This is a genomic window from Arthrobacter sp. sptzw42, from assembly GCF_059089685.1.
Genome location: NZ_JBNHEX010000002.1, coordinates 235,619 through 255,256, shown reverse-complemented (window position 1 = coordinate 255,256; position 19,638 = coordinate 235,619). Strand labels below are relative to the sequence as shown.

Genomic DNA, 19,638 nt, shown 5'->3' with positions numbered 1-19,638 from the left:
GTTTCAGGACATGTCCAACGGCGGCCGCCGTGGACGTATCCACCCAGATCCGGGGGTGTCCACCATGGTGCTGCGACCCTTATCCGCATCGGAACGAACTGATGCCCTGAACAAGGCGGCGGCAGCCAGGGCAACGCGCGCGGCGGCCAAGGAAAGCCTCAAGAACGGTGCCAGGTCGGCCGCCGACATCATCAATGCGGCCGTGGAGGATGAAGCCATGGCGCGGATGAAGGTATCGGAGCTGCTGGAGGCACTGCCGGGCGTTGGCAAAGTCAGGGCGGCCGCCATCATGAAGCAGCTGGGCATTGCCGCGTCCCGCAGGCTCCGCGGCCTGGGCGTCCACCAGCGCCGGGCGCTGGTAGATTTTATAGACGAAAACTAGCGCGGATACCTCCGCGCTTTCCCCGAACTCAGGCTCAAAGGAATACGTGCGTAATAAACCTGGACTGACAGTCCTCGCTGGTCCGACGGCTGTTGGCAAAGGCACCGTGTCCACCTTCATCCGGGACAACTACCCCGAGGTTTGGCTGTCCGTTTCGGCCACTACCCGGGCACCCCGGCCGGGGGAAGTTGACGGCGTCCACTACTTCTTCAAGTCAAAGGATGAGTTCGAACGGCTTGTGGCTGACGGCGAGCTTTTGGAATGGGCAGTAGTCCATGGACAGAACACCTACGGAACGCTGAAGAGCACCGTAAACCAGGCCATCGCCGAAGGCCGGTCCGTGCTGCTGGAGATCGATCTGCAGGGCGCCCGCCAGGTCAAGGCTGCGGTTCCGGACGCCCAGTTTGTCTTCCTCGCGCCGCCGAGCTGGGATGAAATGGTCCGCCGGCTGGTAGGCCGGGGCACCGAAACACCCGAGGAACAGCAGCAACGGCTGGAAACCGCTAAACTGGAGCTTGCTGCTGAACCGGAGTTCGACCATACCGTCATCAATGACGACGTTCGCCGGGCAGCGGACGAGCTTGTTTCACTCATGGGGCTGACCCCGCATCCGCAAGGAACGCCGGAACGGTCAGCCCGCTAGAATTTTGGAGAATTCGTGTCCACGAACCTTGAAGGCATCATTAACCCGCCGATCGACTCGCTGCTTGAAGCAGCAGACTCCAAGTACGGCCTGGTGATCTTTGGTGCCAAGCGTGCTCGTCAGATCAACGCTTACTACGCCCAGCTGCACGAGGGCCTCTTCGAATACGTCGGCCCGCTGGTAGACACCAAGCTGAACGAAAAGTCGCTTTCGATCGCCCTGCGCGAGATCAACGAAGGCAAACTGGTTTCCACGCCGATCGAAGCTGCAGAGTAATACCTGCTGCCTGACGTGCTGTTGACGGAGTTCACGTGCGCATAGTCCTCGGAGTCGGGGGAGGGATAGCCGCCTACAAGGTGGCATCGCTCCTCCGGCTTTTTACTGAAGCCGGCCATCACGTCACAGTGATCCCCACGGAAGCAGCCACCCGTTTTGTTGGCACCGCCACCTGGGAGGCCCTGTCCGGAAATCCGGTCAGCAACAGCGTCTTCGACGACGTCCATCAGGTCAACCACGTCCGCCTCGGCCATGAAGCCGATTTGGTGGTCATCGCCCCGGCCACAGCCGACCTCCTGGCCAAGGCAGCCACCGGCCAGGCCGGCGACCTCCTTACCAATACCCTGCTGATGGCCCACGGTCCGGTGCTGTTCGCTCCCGCCATGCACACCGAGATGTGGCAGCATGCTGCCACGCAGGCCAACGTGGAAACCCTGCGGGGCCGCGGAGTGGCCGTGCTGGAGCCGGCCACCGGCAGGTTGACGGGTTCTGACTCCGGTCCGGGCAGGCTGCCCGAGCCCGAAGTGATCTTCGATGCCGCCATGGCCTTGGTCCAGGGCGACTCTGACTACCAGCTGCCGCTGGCAGGCCGCACGGTCACCATCACCGCAGGCGGAACCCGCGAACCCCTGGACCCGGTGCGGTTCCTGGGGAACCGGTCCTCCGGCAAGCAGGGTGTCGCGCTGGCCGTCGCCGCCCGGAATGCGGGCGCGACCGTCCGCCTGCTCGCAGCGCACATGGAAGTTCAGGCCCCTGCCGGAGTGGAAGTGGTGCCGGTGGAAACAGCCCTGCAGCTGCGCGAGGCGGCGCTGGCGGCTGCGGCCGATTCCGACGTCGTTATTATGTCCGCCGCAGTGGCCGACTTCCGCCCTGCCGAGGTCTCGGACACCAAAATCAAGAAGCGTGATGACAGCGCCGACCCCGTCATCACCCTGGTCCGCAACCCGGACATCCTGCACGAACTGGTGGAACTGCGGAACAGCGCCGGTCACGGGAAGAGGCAGCAGCTGATTGTTGGCTTCGCTGCGGAAACCGGTGACAGCCAGGGGGACGTGCTGGCCTATGCCGAAGCAAAGCTGGAGCGCAAAGGCTGCGATTTGCTGGTGCTGAACCACGTGGGTGCTGACAAGGTCTTCGGGCAGGACACGAATGCCGTTGTCATTCTGTCCCGGGCCGGTTCCGAGCCCCAGGAGGCGGCCGGAACCAAAACGGAAGTATCGGCGGCCATCATCAGCCGGATCGGCTTTGAACTGAATCACGTTTCGCCTCGGGCCTGACGTGTTCCCGCGCACGTTCGCTTAGTACAGGGACATCTGCTGCCGTCTCCTGCAGGGAGTACGGATCCCAACCAGTAAGGTAGTTGAGTGACTTTACCGCTGCACCTTCCCCCATCCCACGCGGCCACCCCGTCCGCGCTCCGGCTCTTCACCTCCGAGTCGGTCACCGAGGGCCACCCGGACAAGATCTGCGACCAGATCAGCGACGCCATCCTGGACGCGCTGCTGGACAAGGACCCGGAATCGCGTGTCGCGGTGGAAACCATGGCCACCACCGGCCTGGTCCATGTGGCGGGTGAGGTCACCACTGACGCCTACGTCGAAATTCCCCAGATCGTGCGCGAAACGATCCTGGGCATTGGGTACGATTCCTCGGCCAACGGATTCGACGGCGCCCGCTGCGGTGTGTCCGTATCCATCGGGCAGCAGTCCAACGACATCGCCGGGGGAGTCTTCAATTCCCTTGAGGCCCGCGAGGGACGCCAGGAAGACGATTACGACCTTCAGGGCGCCGGAGACCAGGGCCTGATGTTCGGCTACGCGAGCGACGAAACCCCTTCTTACATGCCGACGCCCATCTGGCTGGCGCACCGCCTCTCGGAGCGGCTCACCGAAGTCCGCAAGTCAGGGGAATTGCCTTACCTCCGTCCCGACGGCAAGACCCAGGTCACCGTCGGCTATGACCGGGACCTGCCGGTCTCGGTGGAAACGGTGGTCATTTCCAGCCAGCATGCCGAGGGCGCAAGCCTGGAACAGCTCCGTGCGGACCTCGCCTCCATCGTCATCGAGCCGGTCCTGGCAGGTGCCAACCTGGACATTTCCCGCGCGGCGAACATCCTTAACCCCGCCGGCGAGTTTGTCATCGGCGGTCCCGTTGGAGACGCCGGCCTGACCGGGCGCAAGATCATCGTTGACACCTATGGCGGGATGGCCCGCCACGGCGGTGGTGCCTTCTCCGGCAAGGATCCGTCCAAGGTGGACCGCTCAGCTGCCTACGCCATGCGGTGGGTGGCCAAAAACGTTGTGGCCGCCGGGCTCGCAAAGCGCGCAGAGATCCAGATCGCCTACGCCATCGGCCAGGCGCGCCCCGTGGGCACCTACGTGGAGACGTTCGGAACCGAAACCGTGGACCCCGCCCGGATCAGCGCTGCCATCGCAGAGATTTTTGACTTGCGGCCCCGCGCCATCATCGACGCCCTGGACCTGAAGCGCCCCATCTACGCCAAAACGGCGGCCCACGGCCATTTCGGCCGGGACGATCCCGACTTCACCTGGGAGCGGCTGGACCGCGTGGATGACCTGAAGGCGTTCTTCAACGCCTAGTCCCTGTCGTCCAGTTCCTGCAGGGAATGCCGGTGCCGGTTGAAATGTCAGTACCGGCTGGTCTACTGGCCACGTCCACCCGGTCATGCTGAATGGAGGTAGCCACCTTGGTTGCTGACGATTCCGCACAGCCGTTACTGGATCTCCCGGGAGCAGTGCAGCCGTCCCTGCTGCAGGGCTTCCCGTCCCGCAAACAGCAAACCGGCCCTCAGTTCGCTGCCCGCCTCCCGGTAGCCAGGGTGCTCGTGGAATCCTCCCTGCCGCATCTGGACCGGCCGTTTGATTACGGCGTTCCTGCCGCCCTCGATGAGGATGCGCAGCCCGGTGTCAGGGTCAGGGTCAAGTTTAACGGCCAGGACCTGGGCGGGTTCATCCTGGAACGGGTTGCCGGGTCCGACGCCGGCCACACCCTGCTGCCGCTGGCGAAAGTTGTTTCCCCGGTTCCCGTCCTGACGTCCGGGATCACCGAACTGGTCACCGCCGTCGCCGCCCGGTACGCCGGGACCATCAGCGATGTCCTCCGGGTTGCGGTTCCTCCGCGGGTGGCGCGCCTGGAGAAGACGTATCCCGCAACCGGGGAAACCCCCGGCGACGGGCCTGTTGAACACGCTGCGGCCGCAAAGGAGCCCGGCGAAGGAAATGCGTGGGCCAGCTACCGCAACGGCTCCGCGTTCCTGCGCCACCTGACTGATGGCGGTTCACCTAGGGCCGTGCTGAATCCTCTGCAGGGTTACGGCACTGCCGGCTGGCCGCAGCTGCTGGCCCAGGCCGTTGCCGCTGTCTACGCCTCCGGCCGGGGTGCCGTGGTGGTGGTGCCGGACAACCGAGACCTGGACCGGCTTGAAGAGGCAGTTGCGGACCTGTTGCCGGACTCTGCCGTCGCCCGCCTGACGGCGGAGGACGGGCCCACGCCGCGCTACCAGAACTTCCTGCGGCTCCTTGCCGGAACCGCCCGGGTCGCTATCGGGACCCGGTCCGCCGCCTATGCTCCCGTCAAGGACCTGGGGCTCGCCGTTTGCTGGGACGACGGCGACGACCTCCACATCGAACAGCGCGCGCCCTACGCCCACGCCCGAGAAGTCCTGCTCCTGCGTACCGAACAGGCGGGAGCGGCATGCCTCCTGGCCGGGCACGCCCGCAGCACCGAGGTCCAACGGCTTGTCGAGACGGGCTGGGCCCTGCCTGTCGAAGCCGACCGTACGCTGGTCCGCAGCACCGTCCCGCGGGTGGTGAACACCGCGGACAGCTTCGAGCAGGACTGGGATCCGCTTGCCAGGATCGCCCGCCTTCCCGGTGCTGCCTGGAGGGCAGCCAAGGAGGGCCTCGAACGGGGGCCCGTCCTGGTCCAGGTGGCCCGGGCCGGCTACGCGCCGTCGCTGGTGTGTGACAGGTGCCGGGAGCCGGCACGCTGTGGTGCCTGCCAGGGTCCCCTGGCCGTAGCCGGACCGAGTGGCACAAACGCCCTGCCCCAATGCCGGTGGTGCTCCACTCCTGACCCTGAGTGGCACTGCACGCACTGCAACAGCCGGAAGCTGCGCAGGGGCGCAACCGGCGTGATCCGGACGGCTGAGGAGCTGGGCCGGGCATTTCCCGGCAAGACGGTCATCACGTCCTCGGGTGACCAGGTGAAGGCACGCGTAACCAGCGGCAACGCCCTGGTAGTGGCTACGGTGGGGGCCGAGCCAATCGCGGAAAACGGATACGCCGCGGCCTTGCTGCTGGACGGTGACTCCCTGCTGCGCCGGGAAACCCTGCGGGCCGGTGAAGATACGGTGCGCCGCTGGTTCAACGCCGCTGCGCTGGTGCGTCCAGGGGCAGAGGGGGGCCTTGTAGTGGTTACCGCATCGGACACCGGCCCGGTGGGCGCGCTGCTCCGGTGGGATCCTGCAGGTTACGCCCGGCGTGAGCTCTCCCTGCGGGCTGAGCTGCAGCTTCCTCCAGCGGTGCGCATCGCCTCGGTCACGGGGCCTCGGGCCGCCGTCGAGCATTTCTCCGGGGCAGTGGCGGCGCAACTGGAACAATCCGGGGTCCTGCTCCGGACTGCAGGCCCTGCACCGGTGATCCTCAGCGCTGCACCCTCCGCCCGCCGCTCCGCGGAGGATGTCCGGACCCTTCTGTTCTTCCCCTACGCCCAAGCTGCTGCGGTGACCCGCGTCCTGCGGGCCACCCGCGCTGCAACGGCCGCGAAGCGCGCCACCGAACCTGTGCAGGTGCGCCTGGACGGGGTGGACGTGCTCTAGCGGCTACCTGCGAAGGCCCTGCCCGCCGCGGCGCCGGGCCACGATCCCGTGGGCCACGTCCACCAGTTGGCGGGCCGATTCATCCCAGGTGAACTCCGCTGCACGGGCTGCAGAACGCCGCGAAATGTCCTCCCACCGCTCCGGGTCCTGCAGCTTCTTCACAGCGTCCGCGAACTGCAGGGGAGAGGCCGGATCGACGTAGCTCGCGGCGTCGCCGCCCACCTCGCGGAAGATGGGAATATCGCTGGCGATGACCGGCGTACCCAGCGCCATGGCCTCCACCAGAGGCAGGCCGTACCCTTCGGCACGTGAAAGGCTCACCAGTGCGGTGGCCGTTTTCAGGAGCGCGCTGTACTCCTCATCGGTGACGCCATTGCGGAAGACCACCCGGGCTCCCGGGGGAATGAGCTTCTCAAGTTCGGCCCGCCGCTGCGGGGTTATCCGGCTGAGCAGGTGCAGTGTAAAGCCGGGCAGTTCAGCCATGCCGGCCACCATGGTCTCCACGTTTTTGTACGGCATGAATGAGCCCATGTACACAAGGGAGGGCTCGGCGCCGGCTTCCGGTACGCGGGGCTCCTGCGCCGGTTGCGGTGCGTTGCTGATGATCCGGACGGGACGGCGCGTGAGCCGGTACTTGGCCATCAGGGCCTCGGTGGTCCTGCTGATGGTGGCGACGACGTCGGCCCGGTTGAGGAGGAGCCGCTGCGGCCAGTACGCCTTGTGGTAAAGGCGCCAGAGCAACCGCACGGGGGCGGGCAGGAATCCCGGGGGTGCGGGGTGCTCGTAATAGATGAGGTCGTGCAGGGTCAGGACCAGCCCGTACTTCCGGCCCCAGGTGCCCATCGTCTGCATGGGGCAGACCACCACGTCCGCGCCCAGCAGGTTGATCCTGCGGGCAACGAGAAGTTCCGCGGGGGACAGGGGGCTGTTGATCAGTGTGTATGGCACGTCCGGCAGCAGGGTGAGCTGGCGGATGTCGCAAATAAGCATGGAAACGTCGGCGATTTTCGACGTTGCCGCAATGAGGCTGGCACCGTAGCGGCTGATGCCGTCGTGGTGGTCAGTCCGGGTGAAACGGGCGTCAATGACAATTTTCACGCGGGGTGGTCCTTCAGGAAGCTGCGGATGTAGCGGGCGGCCGGCTCCGGCGTTTCGTAGTGGATCAGGTGGCCGACGCCCGGGATGACCTGGAGTTCGCCGTCGGGCAACAGCGCGGCCAGCCGGTGCTGGTCCGGCAGCATGGCGATTTCGTCCTTCTCTCCCGCGATCAGCAGCACCGGTAGGGTCAGGCGCTTGGCCACCTCGGCCACGTGGCTGCTGACGGAGGCGGTAAAAGACTCAAGAAGGCTGTCCCGGCTGGCAAAGGCACTGAAGTATGCGTGGTGCTGGCCGTGAATGAAGCGCCGAAGGTCCCGGTCGGCCGTTTTTGCCATGGTTTCACTCATTACCCGGACAATTGCAGGGCTGCGCAACAGGGCAAGCCCCAGCGGTCGGGGCAGGCGGGCCGCGAGCCGGTAATAGAGCACGGCCAGCCTGGTCATCACGCCTTTCGGTCCCTCCAGCGCCGGCGCGGCGATGGGGTTGACCAGGATCAGGGGATGCACCGTGCCCGGATTGGCTGCCACAAAATGCGCGGCAATGATCGAGCCGAAGGAATGCCCTAACAGAACGGTGTCCGCGCCCAGACCCAGGGCCGCCATGAATTCCGTAATGAACGCCCCGTAACCCCTTACGGTGTGGCCACCGGACCCGAACGCGTCTGAACTGCCAAAGCCGGGCAGGTCCGGCATGATGATCTTCATCTCCGGGAGCTGATCGGCCACCCGGAGGAGCCCATGGTGGTCGCCGCGGAACCCGTGGATCACCAGGATGGTCCGGGTTTCAGGGGTCACCAGCACGGGTTCGTAGGTCCAGTAGGCAACCTTTCCGCCTGCGAGCTGCACTGAAGAGGCGCGGGTGCGGCCCGTTAGGTCCGGGCTGAAGAATGCGGGCGCGGGGGACTGCCCCGGAGATGTTGTTTTCATGCAGGTCCTAATTGACGTTGTCCGGGTGGGAACCAACCCGCTGTCCGCGGTCCAGTCCGGCGAGCGCATCCATGTCCCTGGCTGTGAGCTCAAAGTTGAAAACGTCGAGGTTTTCCCGGATGCGTGCCGCGGAACTTGCCTTGGGAATGGCAATGTTTCCCAGTTCCATGTGCCAGCGAAGAACAGTCTGCGCAGGGGTCCTGCCGTGTTCGACGGCGCAGGCCTGCACCACGGGGTCGGCCAGCACGCGGCCGCGGCCCAAGGGGCTCCACGCTTCCGTCCTGATACCGAGTTCGTCGTGAATCTTCCGCAGCTCGTGCTGCTGGAGCCACGGGTGCAGCTCGATCTGGTTTACGGCAGGGACTACCTCTGCCGTCTGCAGCAACCGGTCGAGGTGTGCAGGCTGGAAGTTGCTGACACCGATGGCCCGCACTTTTCCCTCCCGGTACAGCGTCTCCATGGCGCGGTAGGTTTCGGGAAACAGGCCGCGCCTTGGGCAGGGCCAGTGGATGAGGTACATGTCCACGTAGTCCAGGCCCAGGTTGACCATCGAGGTATCAAACGCACGCAGAGTTGCATCGTAGCCGTGGTGGTCGTTCCACACCTTGGTGGTAACAAAAATGTCCTCCCGGGCGGGCGCCGGAAAAAGTTCGCCGGACCCGCCGCTGCCCGGCTGCGTTCCGAGCTGGGAGCTGATGCCCCGCGCCACGCCGGACTCATTGCCGTACATGGCTGCGGCGTCGAAGTGGCGGTACCCGGAACCGAGGGCCATGGCAACAAGTCCCGCCGCTTCGGATGGCGGCACCTTGTACAGGCCGTAGCCCAGCTGGTCAATCAGCACGCCGTTGTTCAGGCTCAGCCGCGGGGAGATCCTCATAGCCATGACTCTACCTACTCGCCACAGCAAGGCCCTCCAGGCCCACCAGGCGGCGTGCAGTGGCCTCGTCGAGGATCAGGTCCGTAGCCAGGCGCGCCGCAAGTGCACCTTTCAGCCCGTTGATCTTGGAGACACCGGAAACCACACAGATCCTGCGCCGGACCTGGCGAAGTGCGGTGAGGGCCGGCCCGGTGGACCTTTCGTTGAGCACGATCCCGTCCGAGGAGCCGTCGGCGCGGAAGAATACGGTTGCAACGTCCCCTACAACGTCGGAGGTGGCCAGGGTGCGGAGGTCGGCCTCGTCCAGGTACCCGCCGGCATAGACGTGGCTGGGGTAGTCCGCGTCCACGGATCCGACGCCGAAGATCGCGATGCTCATCTTCGCCTGGAGTTCAAGGATGCGCTGCACGCTGCGTTCATTCCACATTGCAGTCTTGGTGCCGGCGTGGTCGAAAAACGCAGGAACCGGGAACTGTTCCACCCGCGCCCCGTAGGCACTGCCGAAGCGGCGCATGATGTCACTCGCGTAGGTGATGCCTGTTGTGTGCATATTTCCCGCGCCATTCAGTTGCACCACCACACTGTCATGGGTGATCTTCCTTGTCAGGTGCCTGCTCACGGCGCTGAGGGTGGATCCCCACGCGACCCCGATGATGGCATTGGAATCCACCAGCGGACCGATGGTGCGGGCCGCCTGCATGGCCACCCGGTCCAGGGTCTCGGCCTCATTCAGTGTTTCCACGACCGGGACAACATGGGCGTCGACCCCGTACCGGCGGCGGATCAGGCCTTCCAGCTCCGGACCGGTGTCCAGGGGGTTCCGGATCTGGACCTGCACCAGGCCCGAATCCCGCGCGGAGGACAACAGCCGTGAAACGGTGGAGCGGGACGTCCGCAGTTCGCGGGCGATCGCGTCCATGGTGAGGTCCTGCAGGTAATACATTTGTGCAGCCCGAAGGGCGTCAGCGTGCCTGGATGGGTCCACGGTAACTCCGTTCTGCACGTTTGTGCATATAGCTTGACTCCATTTTCCATTACTCCAAAGAATAGACGAGAACGGTCAATCACTTAGCCGTGCCCGCGTCAGTCAACGCCCAAGGGAGTCGTTTTGGGACCCAAGGATTCATCCACCCGCGCCGCAGCACCAAAGCCGGGAGCGGAACGCCCCTCGGTGCACAACCTGCGCCTCCGTCCGCATGCGAAAGTGCTGGTGGTGGGAGGTGGAATCAACGGCGTCGGAACCTTCCGGGACCTGGCCCTGCAGGGTGTGGACGTTGCGCTGGTGGAACGCGGCGACTTCTGCCAGGGGGCAAGCGGCGCATCCTCGCATATGATCCACGGCGGCATCCGTTATCTCGAAAACGGGGAGTTCCGGCTGGTTCGGGAGTCAGTGGTGGAGCGCAACCGGCTGTTGCGGATTGCACCGCACTACGTCAAGCCGCTGCAGACCACCATCCCCATCTTCAGTACCTTTACCGGCGTGCTGGCGGCGCCGTTGCGGTTCCTCACCCATAAGCAGGGAAAGCCTGCGGAGCGCGGCGCCTTCCTCATAAAACTCGGCCTCAGCCTGTACGACTCGTTTTCCCGCGACGGCGGTACCGTGCCGCGCCACGAGTTCCGCGGCCGTGAACGCGCCCTCCAGGAACTGCCCCGCCTGCATCCGGACGTCAAGTACACGGCCACCTACTTCGATGCTTCCGTGCACAACCCTGAGCGGCTCACGCTCGATGTCCTGCAGGACGGTGAGAAGGCCGGGCGCGCAACCGGCCCCGGCACCCAGGGCAGCACAGCGCGCGCCAGCAACTACCTGTCACTGAGATCCATGACCGGCGAACCCAACCGGGGCACGGGCAGAGGCAGCACCGTGCGGCTACGGGATGAGCTGACCGGGGAGGAGTTCGACTTTACTGCTGACGTCATTGTCAACACCACGGGGGCGTGGGTGGACCGTACCAATGAAGCCATGGGCACAGCTTCCGCCTTCATGGGCGGCACCAAGGGCTCGCATGTCGTGCTCGACCATCCCGAACTCCTGGCCGCCTGCGGGGGACGTGAAATCTTCTTTGAACATACCGACGGCCGGATCGTCCTCATCTATCCCATGGGTGACCGCGTCCTTGTCGGGACTACGGACGTGGACGCCGACCTAAGCCAGGATGCTGTCTGCACGGACGAGGAAATCGAGTACTTCTTCGACCTTATCGGCCACGTCTTTCCCTCCATCGGCGTTACGCGCGAACAAATTGTCTACACCTTCTCCGGGGTGCGGCCGCTGCCCCGGCATGACGAGACGCAGCCCGGGTTCGTTTCCCGGGACTACCGGATCGAGCGCCGGGAAACAGGCAGCAGCACCGCCGGTGCGGGCGCCGTCGTCCTGAGCCTCGTAGGCGGCAAGTGGACTACGTTCCGGGCGCTGGCCGAACACCTCACCAATGACGTCCTCACCGAACTCGGCATGCAGCGGAAAACCTCAACGGCCCACCTACCCATCGGCGGCGGAGCAGACTTTCCCGCTGACGATGCCGGAGTGCAGAAGTGGATCAAGGCCCACATGACGGCAAGCCGTGACGCGGACCGCACCGCTTGTTTGCTGACCAGGTACGGGACGCGGGCGGAATCCGTGATGGCGTACCTCGACGGCGGGCCGGACCGCCTGCTGCGTTCTACACGGGAACTGAGTGTCCGGGAATTGGAGTTCATGGCTGACCATGAACAGGTGGGGCACTTGGCGGACGTCCTGATCCGCCGTACTTCCCTGGCCTTCCGCGGCCTGGTGACGGGGGAACTGCTTAACGAGGTGGCGGACGTACTCGCCGATCCATTGAAGTGGGATTCTGCGGCACGGGCAGCCGAGATCCGGCACGCGCAGGATGTGCTGGAGCGGTTCCACCGCGTGGAAACACACAGCCTGGTCGCATAGGACAGGCTGGCCGGCCGGGACACGTCCCGGCATCACGGTCCTTCAACCCGCGAAGGACTGACAACAGAAAATAGAGGAGTCAAAGATGTCTCTTGGAATTGTTTTCCTTTCCGAAGTCTTCGGAACGGCGATGCTGACCCTGCTGGGTTGCGGTGTCGTCGCCAACGTTGCCCTGAGGGGAACCAAAGGCAACAGCGGCGGGTTCCTGATGGTGACCTGGGGATGGGGTGTTGCAGTATTCGCGGGTGTCTATGTGGCCGCGAAGTCGGGGGCACACCTGAACCCGGCTGTGACGCTGGGCCTGTTGGCCAATGGCGCTGAAGAGTACGCACCGGATGTCGCCGTCGATTTCGCCTCAACGCTGACTTACTTTGCCGGAGAACTGCTGGGCGCCTTCCTCGGGGCCGTGGTCTGCTGGCTCGCCTACAAGCAGCACTTCGACGCCGAAGAGGAACCGGCAAGCAAGCTGGGCGTGTTTTCCACAGGTCCGGCCATCCGTTCCAGTTCCTGGAATTTGGTGACTGAGATCATCGGTACCTTCGTCCTGGTCTTCGTCATCCTCACCTTCGGCGGGACGCCGTCCGGCCTCGGCCCGCTCGCCGTCGCACTGCTCGTCGTGGGCATCGGTGTCTCCCTCGGCGGCCCCACCGGCTACGCCATCAATCCCGCCCGCGACCTGGGCCCCCGGATCGCCCACGCCGTGCTGCCCATCCGGGGCAAGGGTTCCAGCGACTGGGGCTATTCCTGGATCCCCATCGTTGGTCCGCTGGTCGGCGGCGCCCTGGGCGGCCTGGTTGCCCGCGTCGTGCCGATCATCGCCACAGCAGCAGCTTGACCACTGACCTGAGCCATCCCACAAAACACCGCTAGAGACAAGGACGTCATCATGAGCCAGTATGTAATCGCCATCGACCAGGGAACCACCAGCACCCGCGCGATCGTTTTCGACCACAGCGGCAGCATCGTTTCCTCCGGCCAAATGGAGCACGAACAGATCTTCCCCAAGGCGGGGTGGGTGGAGCACAATCCCGCCGAAATTTGGAACAATACCCGCGAGGTCATCGCCTCGGCCCTCTCCAAGGCGAGCCTGACGCGGCACGATATTGCCGCCGTCGGTATCACCAACCAGCGCGAAACCGCTGTGGTGTGGGACAAGACCACAGGCGAGGCCGTGTATAACGCCATCGTGTGGCAGGACACCCGCACCCAGGACATTGTGGACGAACTGTCACGGGACGGCGGAGCCGACCGCTTCAAGCAGAAGGTGGGCCTTCCGCTGGCCACCTACTTCTCCGGCACCAAGATCAAATGGATCCTGGATAACGTCGAAGGTGCCCGCCAGAGGGCCGAATCAGGTGACCTGGTGTTCGGCAACACCGATGCCTGGGTTTTGTGGAACCTCACCGGCGGGGTGGACGGCGGCGTCCACGTCACTGACGTCACCAATGCCTCGCGGACGCTGTTCATGGACCTGGACACCCTGCAGTGGGACGAGGAGATCCTGGGCATTTTCGGGGTTCCGCTGAGCATGATGCCGCAGATCAAATCCTCCTCGGAGGTCTACGGCACGGTCCACACCTCCCAGCTCCTCCGTGAGGTCCCGGTCGCGGGCATCCTCGGCGACCAGCAGGCAGCCACCTTCGGCCAGGCCGCCTTCCAGACCGGTGAAGCCAAAAACACCTACGGCACGGGCTGCTTCCTGATCTTCAACACGGGCGAGGAAATTGTCCACTCCAAGAACGGGCTGCTGACCACGGTGGGCTACAAGCTCGGCGACGCGGCGCCCCACTACGCACTGGAAGGCTCCATCGCCGTCACCGGTTCCCTGATTCAGTGGCTGCGGGACAACCTGGGAATGATCAGCAGCGCCCCGGAGGTGGAGACCCTGGCAGCCTCCGTGAAGGACAACGGCGGCGTTTACATTGTCCCGGCCTTCTCGGGGCTCTTCGCACCCTACTGGCGTTCCGACGCCCGCGGCGCCATTGTGGGCCTCACCCGGTTCGTCAACAAGAGCCACATTGCCCGGGCCGCGCTGGAAGCCACGGCGTTCCAGACGCGCGAAGTGCTCGATGCCGTCAACGCAGACTCCGGCGTTCCGCTCTCGGAGTTGAAGGTCGACGGCGGCATGGTGGCCAACGATGCGCTGATGCAGTTCCAGGCAGACATCCTTGGTGTTCCCGTGATCCGGCCCAAGGTCGTGGAGACCACGGCCCTGGGTGCTGCCTACGCTGCCGGCCTCGCCGTCGGTTTCTGGAAAGACCTCGGCGAACTGTCCTCCAACTGGTCCGAAGACAAGCGCTGGGAACCCCAGCTGGACCAGGCCGAACAGGACCGCCAGATGCGGCTCTGGAAGAAGGCAGTGACGAAGTCGATGGACTGGGTCGACGAGGACGTGCACTAGGTCTGTCACGGCCTACCCCGAGGCGGCCCCTGGAATTCCGCAGGGGCCGCCTTCCTCGCGGAGTTGAGGCGGGCTCAGTCCGCGTGGAGTTCTACTGTGCCTGCGTTGCCGTCTACTGTTACCAACTGGCCGGTGAACAGGACCTGCGTGGCTGTTCCTGTTCCTACTACTGCCGGGATGCCGTACTCACGGGCTACCAGGGAGGCGTGGGCTGCGAGGTTGCCGCTGTCTGTTACGACGGCGGCAGCGTGGGCGAACAGGGAAGTCCATGCCGGGGCCGTTGCTCCGGCTACGAGCACCTCGCCTGGCTGGAATCCGGAAAAGTCACCGGGGTCCTTGACTACCCGGACGCGGCCCTTGGCCCGGCCGGGGCTTGCCGGGTGGCCCACCAGCGTGCCCTGCGGAGGGTTTGGACTGCTGCGGGCCGTGTTGGCCATCCGGTCAAAAGTGTTGCCGAGCAGCGGCAGCTTGCCCAGCACCAGTGGAGCGGCCAGTTTCCGTTGGCGGAGCCATTCCTCGCGGCGCCGCGCAACGGCTTCCTGCTGCGATGGCGCATCGGGCCGCAGGTCCCGCCTGGTCAGGAAGTAGATATCGTCTTGGCTGGTGATGACACCCGCCTGCTCCAGCCGGGTCCCGATTTCCGTGGCACAACGGCGCAGCAGCGGCCAGCCCAGGGTGAAGTCGCGCGCTTGTTCCTCCCGGATCAGGGCATAGTGCTGGGCAACCGCCAGCAACTTGTCGAACCGGCGCAGGCGGCGCGAACCCTGAAGTATGGAACGGCAGGTCTCCTCGGCGGCGCGCCGCGCGTCAGCTGCGGCAGCGGCACGCGCCGAGCCGCTGCCGGAGGGTACAGATGGACCATGTTCTTCGCCCGCCGTCGGGTGGTACCAGTCGAGGCTGTAGACAGCATGGCCCGGCCTCGCCGGCAGCGCCGGGGCCAGGCCGCCCAGCAGCACCTGGTAGCTGAGGCCATCGTGCAGTCCCTGCTCCTGCCGGGCGGCAACGGTGGGAGCGAGGTGCCGGCGCCAAAACCTGGCCAGCACCAGCTCCATTTTCCAGGCCGCCCCGCCGGTTGCGGCGAAGAACCACAGATATTGCCCTGCGGCGCGTGCTACTTGTTCAACGAGGCTGATCAGACCGTTCAGCGTTCCCGGAAGCGGGACATCCCGGTAGCCGTCAACCAGCGCCCGGTACGCCGGCAGGTGTTGGTTTCGCCATTCCAGCTCAAGGTCCCGGAGTACCGTGCGGTCTGCGCCGGCCGGATCCACCATCGGGCGGATAACGGAGTTGAAAAAGTAAGGCAGCGAGCGGGGCGTGCCGCCAAAAATGAGATGGGGGAGAGCCCGGGGTGTCGGCGGGGCCACGTAGTACCAGCCGTTGACCGCGGCGTTGCCCATCGGGACCCGAAGGCCCGCCGAGCGGAAAACGGCGTCGTTGTAGGCGGTGTCCATGCAGGGAATGATCCAGTCCATAAAAAGCGGTGTGACCGGTTCAGGCAGCCATCCCCCGAGCCGGAAGTTCCGCAGCCAGGCGCCCTTCCCCGGGGCGTCCCACACCACCGGCACGGGGACGGCTGTCATCGGCCGCGCCTGCAGGACCTGGACGCGGCCGGAACGGTCCATAGCCCACTCCACGTCCTGGGGGCAGCCGAAGTGCCGGGCGACCCGCCCGGCCAAAGCGGCAACCGTCGTCGCGCTTTCCCTCGTCAGGGCGGATCCTGACTCCGGCGCACCACCCCTGCGGCGGACCAGCCCGCCGCGGGCCCACCATTCTTCGCCATGCTCGGATCCTCCCACCAGATCTTCCCCGAGACCCCTGACGGCCGAGATCACGGTCTCGTCCCGTGCGCCGGTCAAGGGATTCGCAGTGAAGGCGACACCGGCGGCCGCGGCGTCCACCATCTGTTGAACGAGGACCGCCATGTTTCCGGCGCCGGTGCGGGCGGCTCCAGCGTCCGCAGCAGCGTTCGGCGGGACATCCGGGGCGGCGGCCGGCTGCTGGCGGAGCGATTCCTGGTACGCCCGGACACGTCCGGCATCCGCCGACCCGAAACAGCGGATGACTGCAACGGGAAGATCCGCCGCCGGCACGTTGAGGTAACTTTCATACATCCCGGCGTAGGAAGCGCCGGGCAGGTCTTCAGCCGCCGCCGAGGAGCGAACCGCGTACGGGCCGGGACCGGCGGCCCGGGCAGCGGCCAGCAACTGCCGGTCCCAGAGGCCCTGATTATCTTCCAAACGGGCAGTCAAAGCCCGTTGTGTCACGACGAAACCGGAGGGAACGGGAAACCCCGCAGATTTCAGCTCGGACAACGCGGCGGCCTTGCCGCCGGCGTCCTCCCGGGTCGGCGTGGAAGGTCCGCCAAGCGGCGGGAAGAGGCCGCCGGCAGGGTGACTGGCACTGAAGGCGGCAACAGCGTCATCGCCCAAGTTGTCAGCCAAGTCATCAGCCATGAGTCACCTGCCGGAACATACCCCGATTGCCCGGTTCCAGTGTAGTGAGGCACGGCGCCAACGGTACAGCGCAGCCGCTCACCGGCCTGGCCCCTTCGTGCGCTAAAGTGGTTTTATGCGTGCGATCCTCCTGCTTAGTTAGCCGCCCGGCATCCGAAACAGCGGATAACCGTGCGGCAGCCCCTCCATGGCGAGGGGCTTTTGTGTGTCCGGGCCTGTTTCCGGGCCGCACGCAGGAGGATCAGGCCGTTATGGCAGTACAGATGCCATAACAGAACAGAAGAGGGCAGCAGTGGGCGTTCAGCCGGAAACAGAGACCGGAACAGCAGCAGTGTCGGCGGAGGTGTCCGAGGAGGGCACGTACAGTTTTGCCGCCATGGAGGCCAAGTGGCCGCAGGTATGGGATGACCTTAAGGTCTTCACCCCTGTCGACGACGGGTCCCGGGAGCGGCGCTACGTGCTGGACATGTTCCCGTACCCGTCCGGCGACCTTCACATGGGGCACGCCGAAGCGTTTGCCATGGGCGACGTTGTAGCCCGCTACCTCCGCCAGCAGGGTTACGACGTCCTGCATCCGATCGGCTGGGACTCGTTTGGCCTGCCCGCCGAAAACGCGGCCATCAAACGCAACGCCCACCCCAGTGAGTGGACTTACGCCAACATCGACACCCAGGCCGCGTCCTTCAAGCGGTACGCCATCTCCGCCGACTGGTCGCGCCGGCTGCACACCTCGGACCCGGAGTATTACCGCTGGACCCAGTGGCTGTTCAAGCGCTTCTACGAGCGCGGCCTGGCGTACCGCAAGAATTCCCCGGTCAACTGGTGCCCCAAGGACCAGACCGTGCTCGCCAACGAGCAGGTTGTCAATGGCGCCTGCGAACGCTGCGGCACCACCGTCACCAAGAAGTCGCTGAACCAGTGGTACTTCAAGATCACCGATTACGCTGACCGGCTGCTCGATGACATGGATGAGCTGCGGGGCCACTGGCCCGAGCGGGTGCTTGCCATGCAACGGAACTGGATCGGCCGCTCCGAAGGAGCGCACGTCAGTTTCGTGATCGGGGCCGACGGCGGCAAGCCCGCCAAGGACGTCACAGTTTTCACTACCCGCCCGGACACCCTGTACGGCGCAACCTTCTTCGTCGTCGCAGCGGACGCGCCCCTCGCCGTCGAACTGGTAACGGACGAGCACGCCGCCGCCCTGGACGACTACCGTGAGCAGGTCAAGGCGCTTACCGAAATCGAACGGCAATCCACCGAGCGTGAAAAGACCGGCGTTTTCACCGGCCGGTATGCCGTCAACCCGCTGAACGGGGAGAAGCTGCCGGTGTGGGCAGCCGACTACGTCCTGGCCGACTACGGCACCGGCGCCATCATGGCCGTGCCGGCCCACGACCAGCGCGACCTCGACTTTGCCCGGAAGTTCGGCCTCCCGGTACGGGCCGTCCTGGACACCGGCGAGGAAGACCCTGCAGTGTCCGGCACCGCCACCGCAGGCGAAGGCACCCTCATCAACTCCGGTGAGCTGGACGGACTGCCCAAGGCCGAGGCCATCCCGGCGGCAATAGCCATCCTTGAACGGCAGGGCACCGGAGAGAAGTTCGTCAACTTCCGGCTGCGCGACTGGCTGCTCAGCCGGCAGCGGTTCTGGGGAACCCCCATCCCGATCATCCACTGCCCGTCCTGCGGCGAGGTTCCCGTCCCTGATGAGCATCTGCCCGTCACCCTGCCGGCAGACCTGCGCGGCGAGGACCTGTCGCCGAAGGGCACATCGCCGCTGGCTGCCGCCGAGGCCTGGGTTAATGTCGAGTGCCCCAGCTGCCACGGCCCCGCCAAACGCGATACCGACACCATGGACACCTTCGTGGATTCGTCCTGGTACTTCCTGCGCTTTGTGTCCCCGGACTACACGGAGGGTCCCTTCGATCCGGCCAAGATCAACGACTGGATGCCGGTAGGGCAATACGTGGGCGGCGTGGAGCACGCCATCCTGCACCTGCTCTACGCCCGGTTCTTCACCAAGGTGATCCACGACCTGGGCATGATCGACGCCGACGAGCCGTTCAGCGCCCTGCTGAACCAGGGCCAGGTCCTGAACGGCGGCAAGGCCATGAGCAAGTCCCTTGGCAACGGCGTTGACCTCGGTGAGCAACTGGACAAGTACGGCGTCGACGCCGTCCGTCTCACCATGATCTTCGCCTCGCCTCCCGAGGACGACGTCGACTGGGCCGATGTTTCACCCTCCGGCTCTGCGAAGTTCCTGGCCCGGGCGTGGCGGCTGGCGCAGGACGTCACCAGCGAGCCCGGTTCCGACCCCGGCGCCGGGGACCGTGCGCTGCGGTCGGTTACGCACCGCACCATTGCGGACGCCGCCGCCCTGCTGGACAGCAACAAGTTCAACGTGGTGGTGGCCAAGCTGATGGAGCTGGTCAACGCAACGCGCAAATCCATAGATGCCGGCGCCGGAGGTTCTGACCCTGCAGTGCGGGAAGCTGCCGAGGCAGTTGCGGTGATCCTCAGCCTCTTCGCCCCGTACACCGCAGAGGACATGTGGAACGTCCTGGGCCACCCCGCCTCGGTGGCAAATGCGGGCTGGCCGGCGCACGACGAGTCCCTGCTGGTGCAGGACACCGTAACCGCCGTCGTCCAGGTCCAGGGCAAGGTCAGGGACAGGCTCGAGGTCTCGCCCGGTGTCTCCGAGAACCAGCTGCGTGAACTGGCGCTGGCATCGGAGAACGTCCAGCGCGCCCTCGACGGCCGCGGCATCCGCACCGTCATCGTCCGCGCCCCTAAACTGGTCAACATCGTCCCGGCATAAGCCG

General features: G+C 65.5%; 15 protein-coding genes. 10 read left to right on the top strand and 5 right to left on the bottom strand.

Translation table 11 applies throughout. The annotated features are described in order from the left end of the window. Positions 1-64: 64 nt before the first annotated feature. The 6 genes from mihF (at position 65) to AC5RT4_RS03220 (ending at position 6,141) form a co-directional block, all read left to right on the top strand. Complete coding sequence (mihF, locus tag AC5RT4_RS03245; RefSeq protein ID WP_494040136.1) at positions 65-382, top strand: integration host factor, actinobacterial type; 318 nt, start codon at positions 65-67, stop codon at positions 380-382. A gap of 46 nt (positions 383-428) precedes the next feature. After that, entirely contained in the window at positions 429-1,025 is a 597-nt protein-coding gene (gene gmk / locus AC5RT4_RS03240) for a guanylate kinase (protein ID WP_494039776.1), read from the top strand. A 15-nt stretch (positions 1,026-1,040) separates the two neighbouring features. After that, on the top strand, positions 1,041-1,301 hold the full coding sequence (gene rpoZ / locus AC5RT4_RS03235) for a DNA-directed RNA polymerase subunit omega (protein WP_003800778.1): 261 nt from the start codon (positions 1,041-1,043) through the stop codon (positions 1,299-1,301). Positions 1,302-1,336: 35 nt separating this feature from the next. Next, on the top strand, positions 1,337-2,578 hold the full coding sequence (gene coaBC / locus AC5RT4_RS03230) for a bifunctional phosphopantothenoylcysteine decarboxylase/phosphopantothenate--cysteine ligase CoaBC (protein ID WP_494104840.1): 1,242 nt from the start codon (positions 1,337-1,339) through the stop codon (positions 2,576-2,578). A gap of 87 nt (positions 2,579-2,665) precedes the next feature. Then, positions 2,666-3,901, top strand: coding sequence for a methionine adenosyltransferase (metK, locus tag AC5RT4_RS03225; RefSeq protein WP_494039774.1), 1,236 nt, complete (start codon positions 2,666-2,668; stop codon positions 3,899-3,901). A 92-nt stretch (positions 3,902-3,993) separates the two neighbouring features. Beyond that, a complete protein-coding gene (locus AC5RT4_RS03220) occupies positions 3,994-6,141 on the top strand; it encodes a primosomal protein N' (protein ID WP_494104839.1) in 2,148 nt (715 codons plus the stop codon). 3 nt (positions 6,142-6,144) lie between these two features. Here AC5RT4_RS03220 and AC5RT4_RS03215 read toward each other — a convergent pair whose 3' ends face one another. From AC5RT4_RS03215 to AC5RT4_RS03200, 4 genes are read right to left on the bottom strand one after another with little or no spacing between them, the layout of a single operon-like run. Next, positions 6,145-7,239, bottom strand: coding sequence for a glycosyltransferase family 4 protein (locus AC5RT4_RS03215; protein ID WP_494104838.1), 1,095 nt, complete (start codon positions 7,237-7,239; stop codon positions 6,145-6,147). Beyond that, positions 7,236-8,165, bottom strand: a complete 930-nt coding sequence (locus tag AC5RT4_RS03210; protein WP_494104837.1) for an alpha/beta fold hydrolase — start codon at positions 8,163-8,165, stop codon at positions 7,236-7,238. Before AC5RT4_RS03210 ends, AC5RT4_RS03215 begins: the two co-directional genes overlap by 4 nt. A gap of 7 nt (positions 8,166-8,172) precedes the next feature. Then, on the bottom strand, positions 8,173-9,042 hold the full coding sequence (locus AC5RT4_RS03205; protein ID WP_494104836.1) for an aldo/keto reductase: 870 nt from the start codon (positions 9,040-9,042) through the stop codon (positions 8,173-8,175). A 10-nt stretch (positions 9,043-9,052) separates the two neighbouring features. After that, a complete protein-coding gene (locus tag AC5RT4_RS03200) occupies positions 9,053-9,985 on the bottom strand; it encodes a sugar-binding transcriptional regulator (protein ID WP_494104901.1) in 933 nt (310 codons plus the stop codon). A 165-nt stretch (positions 9,986-10,150) separates the two neighbouring features. Here AC5RT4_RS03200 and AC5RT4_RS03195 point away from each other — a divergent pair, with 165 nt between their 5' ends. The 3 genes from AC5RT4_RS03195 (at position 10,151) to glpK (ending at position 14,363) form a co-directional block, all read left to right on the top strand. After that, on the top strand, positions 10,151-11,962 hold the full coding sequence (locus AC5RT4_RS03195) for a glycerol-3-phosphate dehydrogenase/oxidase (RefSeq protein ID WP_494104835.1): 1,812 nt from the start codon (positions 10,151-10,153) through the stop codon (positions 11,960-11,962). Between the two features lie 85 nt (positions 11,963-12,047). Next, positions 12,048-12,797: an MIP/aquaporin family protein gene (locus AC5RT4_RS03190; protein WP_494104834.1), complete on the top strand. Its 750-nt coding sequence runs from the start codon at positions 12,048-12,050 to the stop codon at positions 12,795-12,797. Between the two features lie 51 nt (positions 12,798-12,848). Further along, positions 12,849-14,363, top strand: a complete 1,515-nt coding sequence (gene glpK, locus AC5RT4_RS03185; protein WP_494039766.1) for a glycerol kinase GlpK — start codon at positions 12,849-12,851, stop codon at positions 14,361-14,363. Positions 14,364-14,437: 74 nt separating this feature from the next. Here glpK and AC5RT4_RS03180 read toward each other — a convergent pair whose 3' ends face one another. Further along, the gene (locus AC5RT4_RS03180) at positions 14,438-16,816 is read right to left on the bottom strand and encodes a PEP/pyruvate-binding domain-containing protein (RefSeq protein ID WP_494104833.1); all 2,379 of its coding nucleotides are present in this window, start codon (positions 16,814-16,816) and stop codon (positions 14,438-14,440) included. Between the two features lie 292 nt (positions 16,817-17,108). Here AC5RT4_RS03180 and leuS point away from each other — a divergent pair, with 292 nt between their 5' ends. Further along, on the top strand, positions 17,109-19,634 hold the full coding sequence (gene leuS / locus AC5RT4_RS03175; RefSeq protein ID WP_494104832.1) for a leucine--tRNA ligase: 2,526 nt from the start codon (positions 17,109-17,111) through the stop codon (positions 19,632-19,634). Positions 19,635-19,638 lie beyond the last annotated feature (4 nt).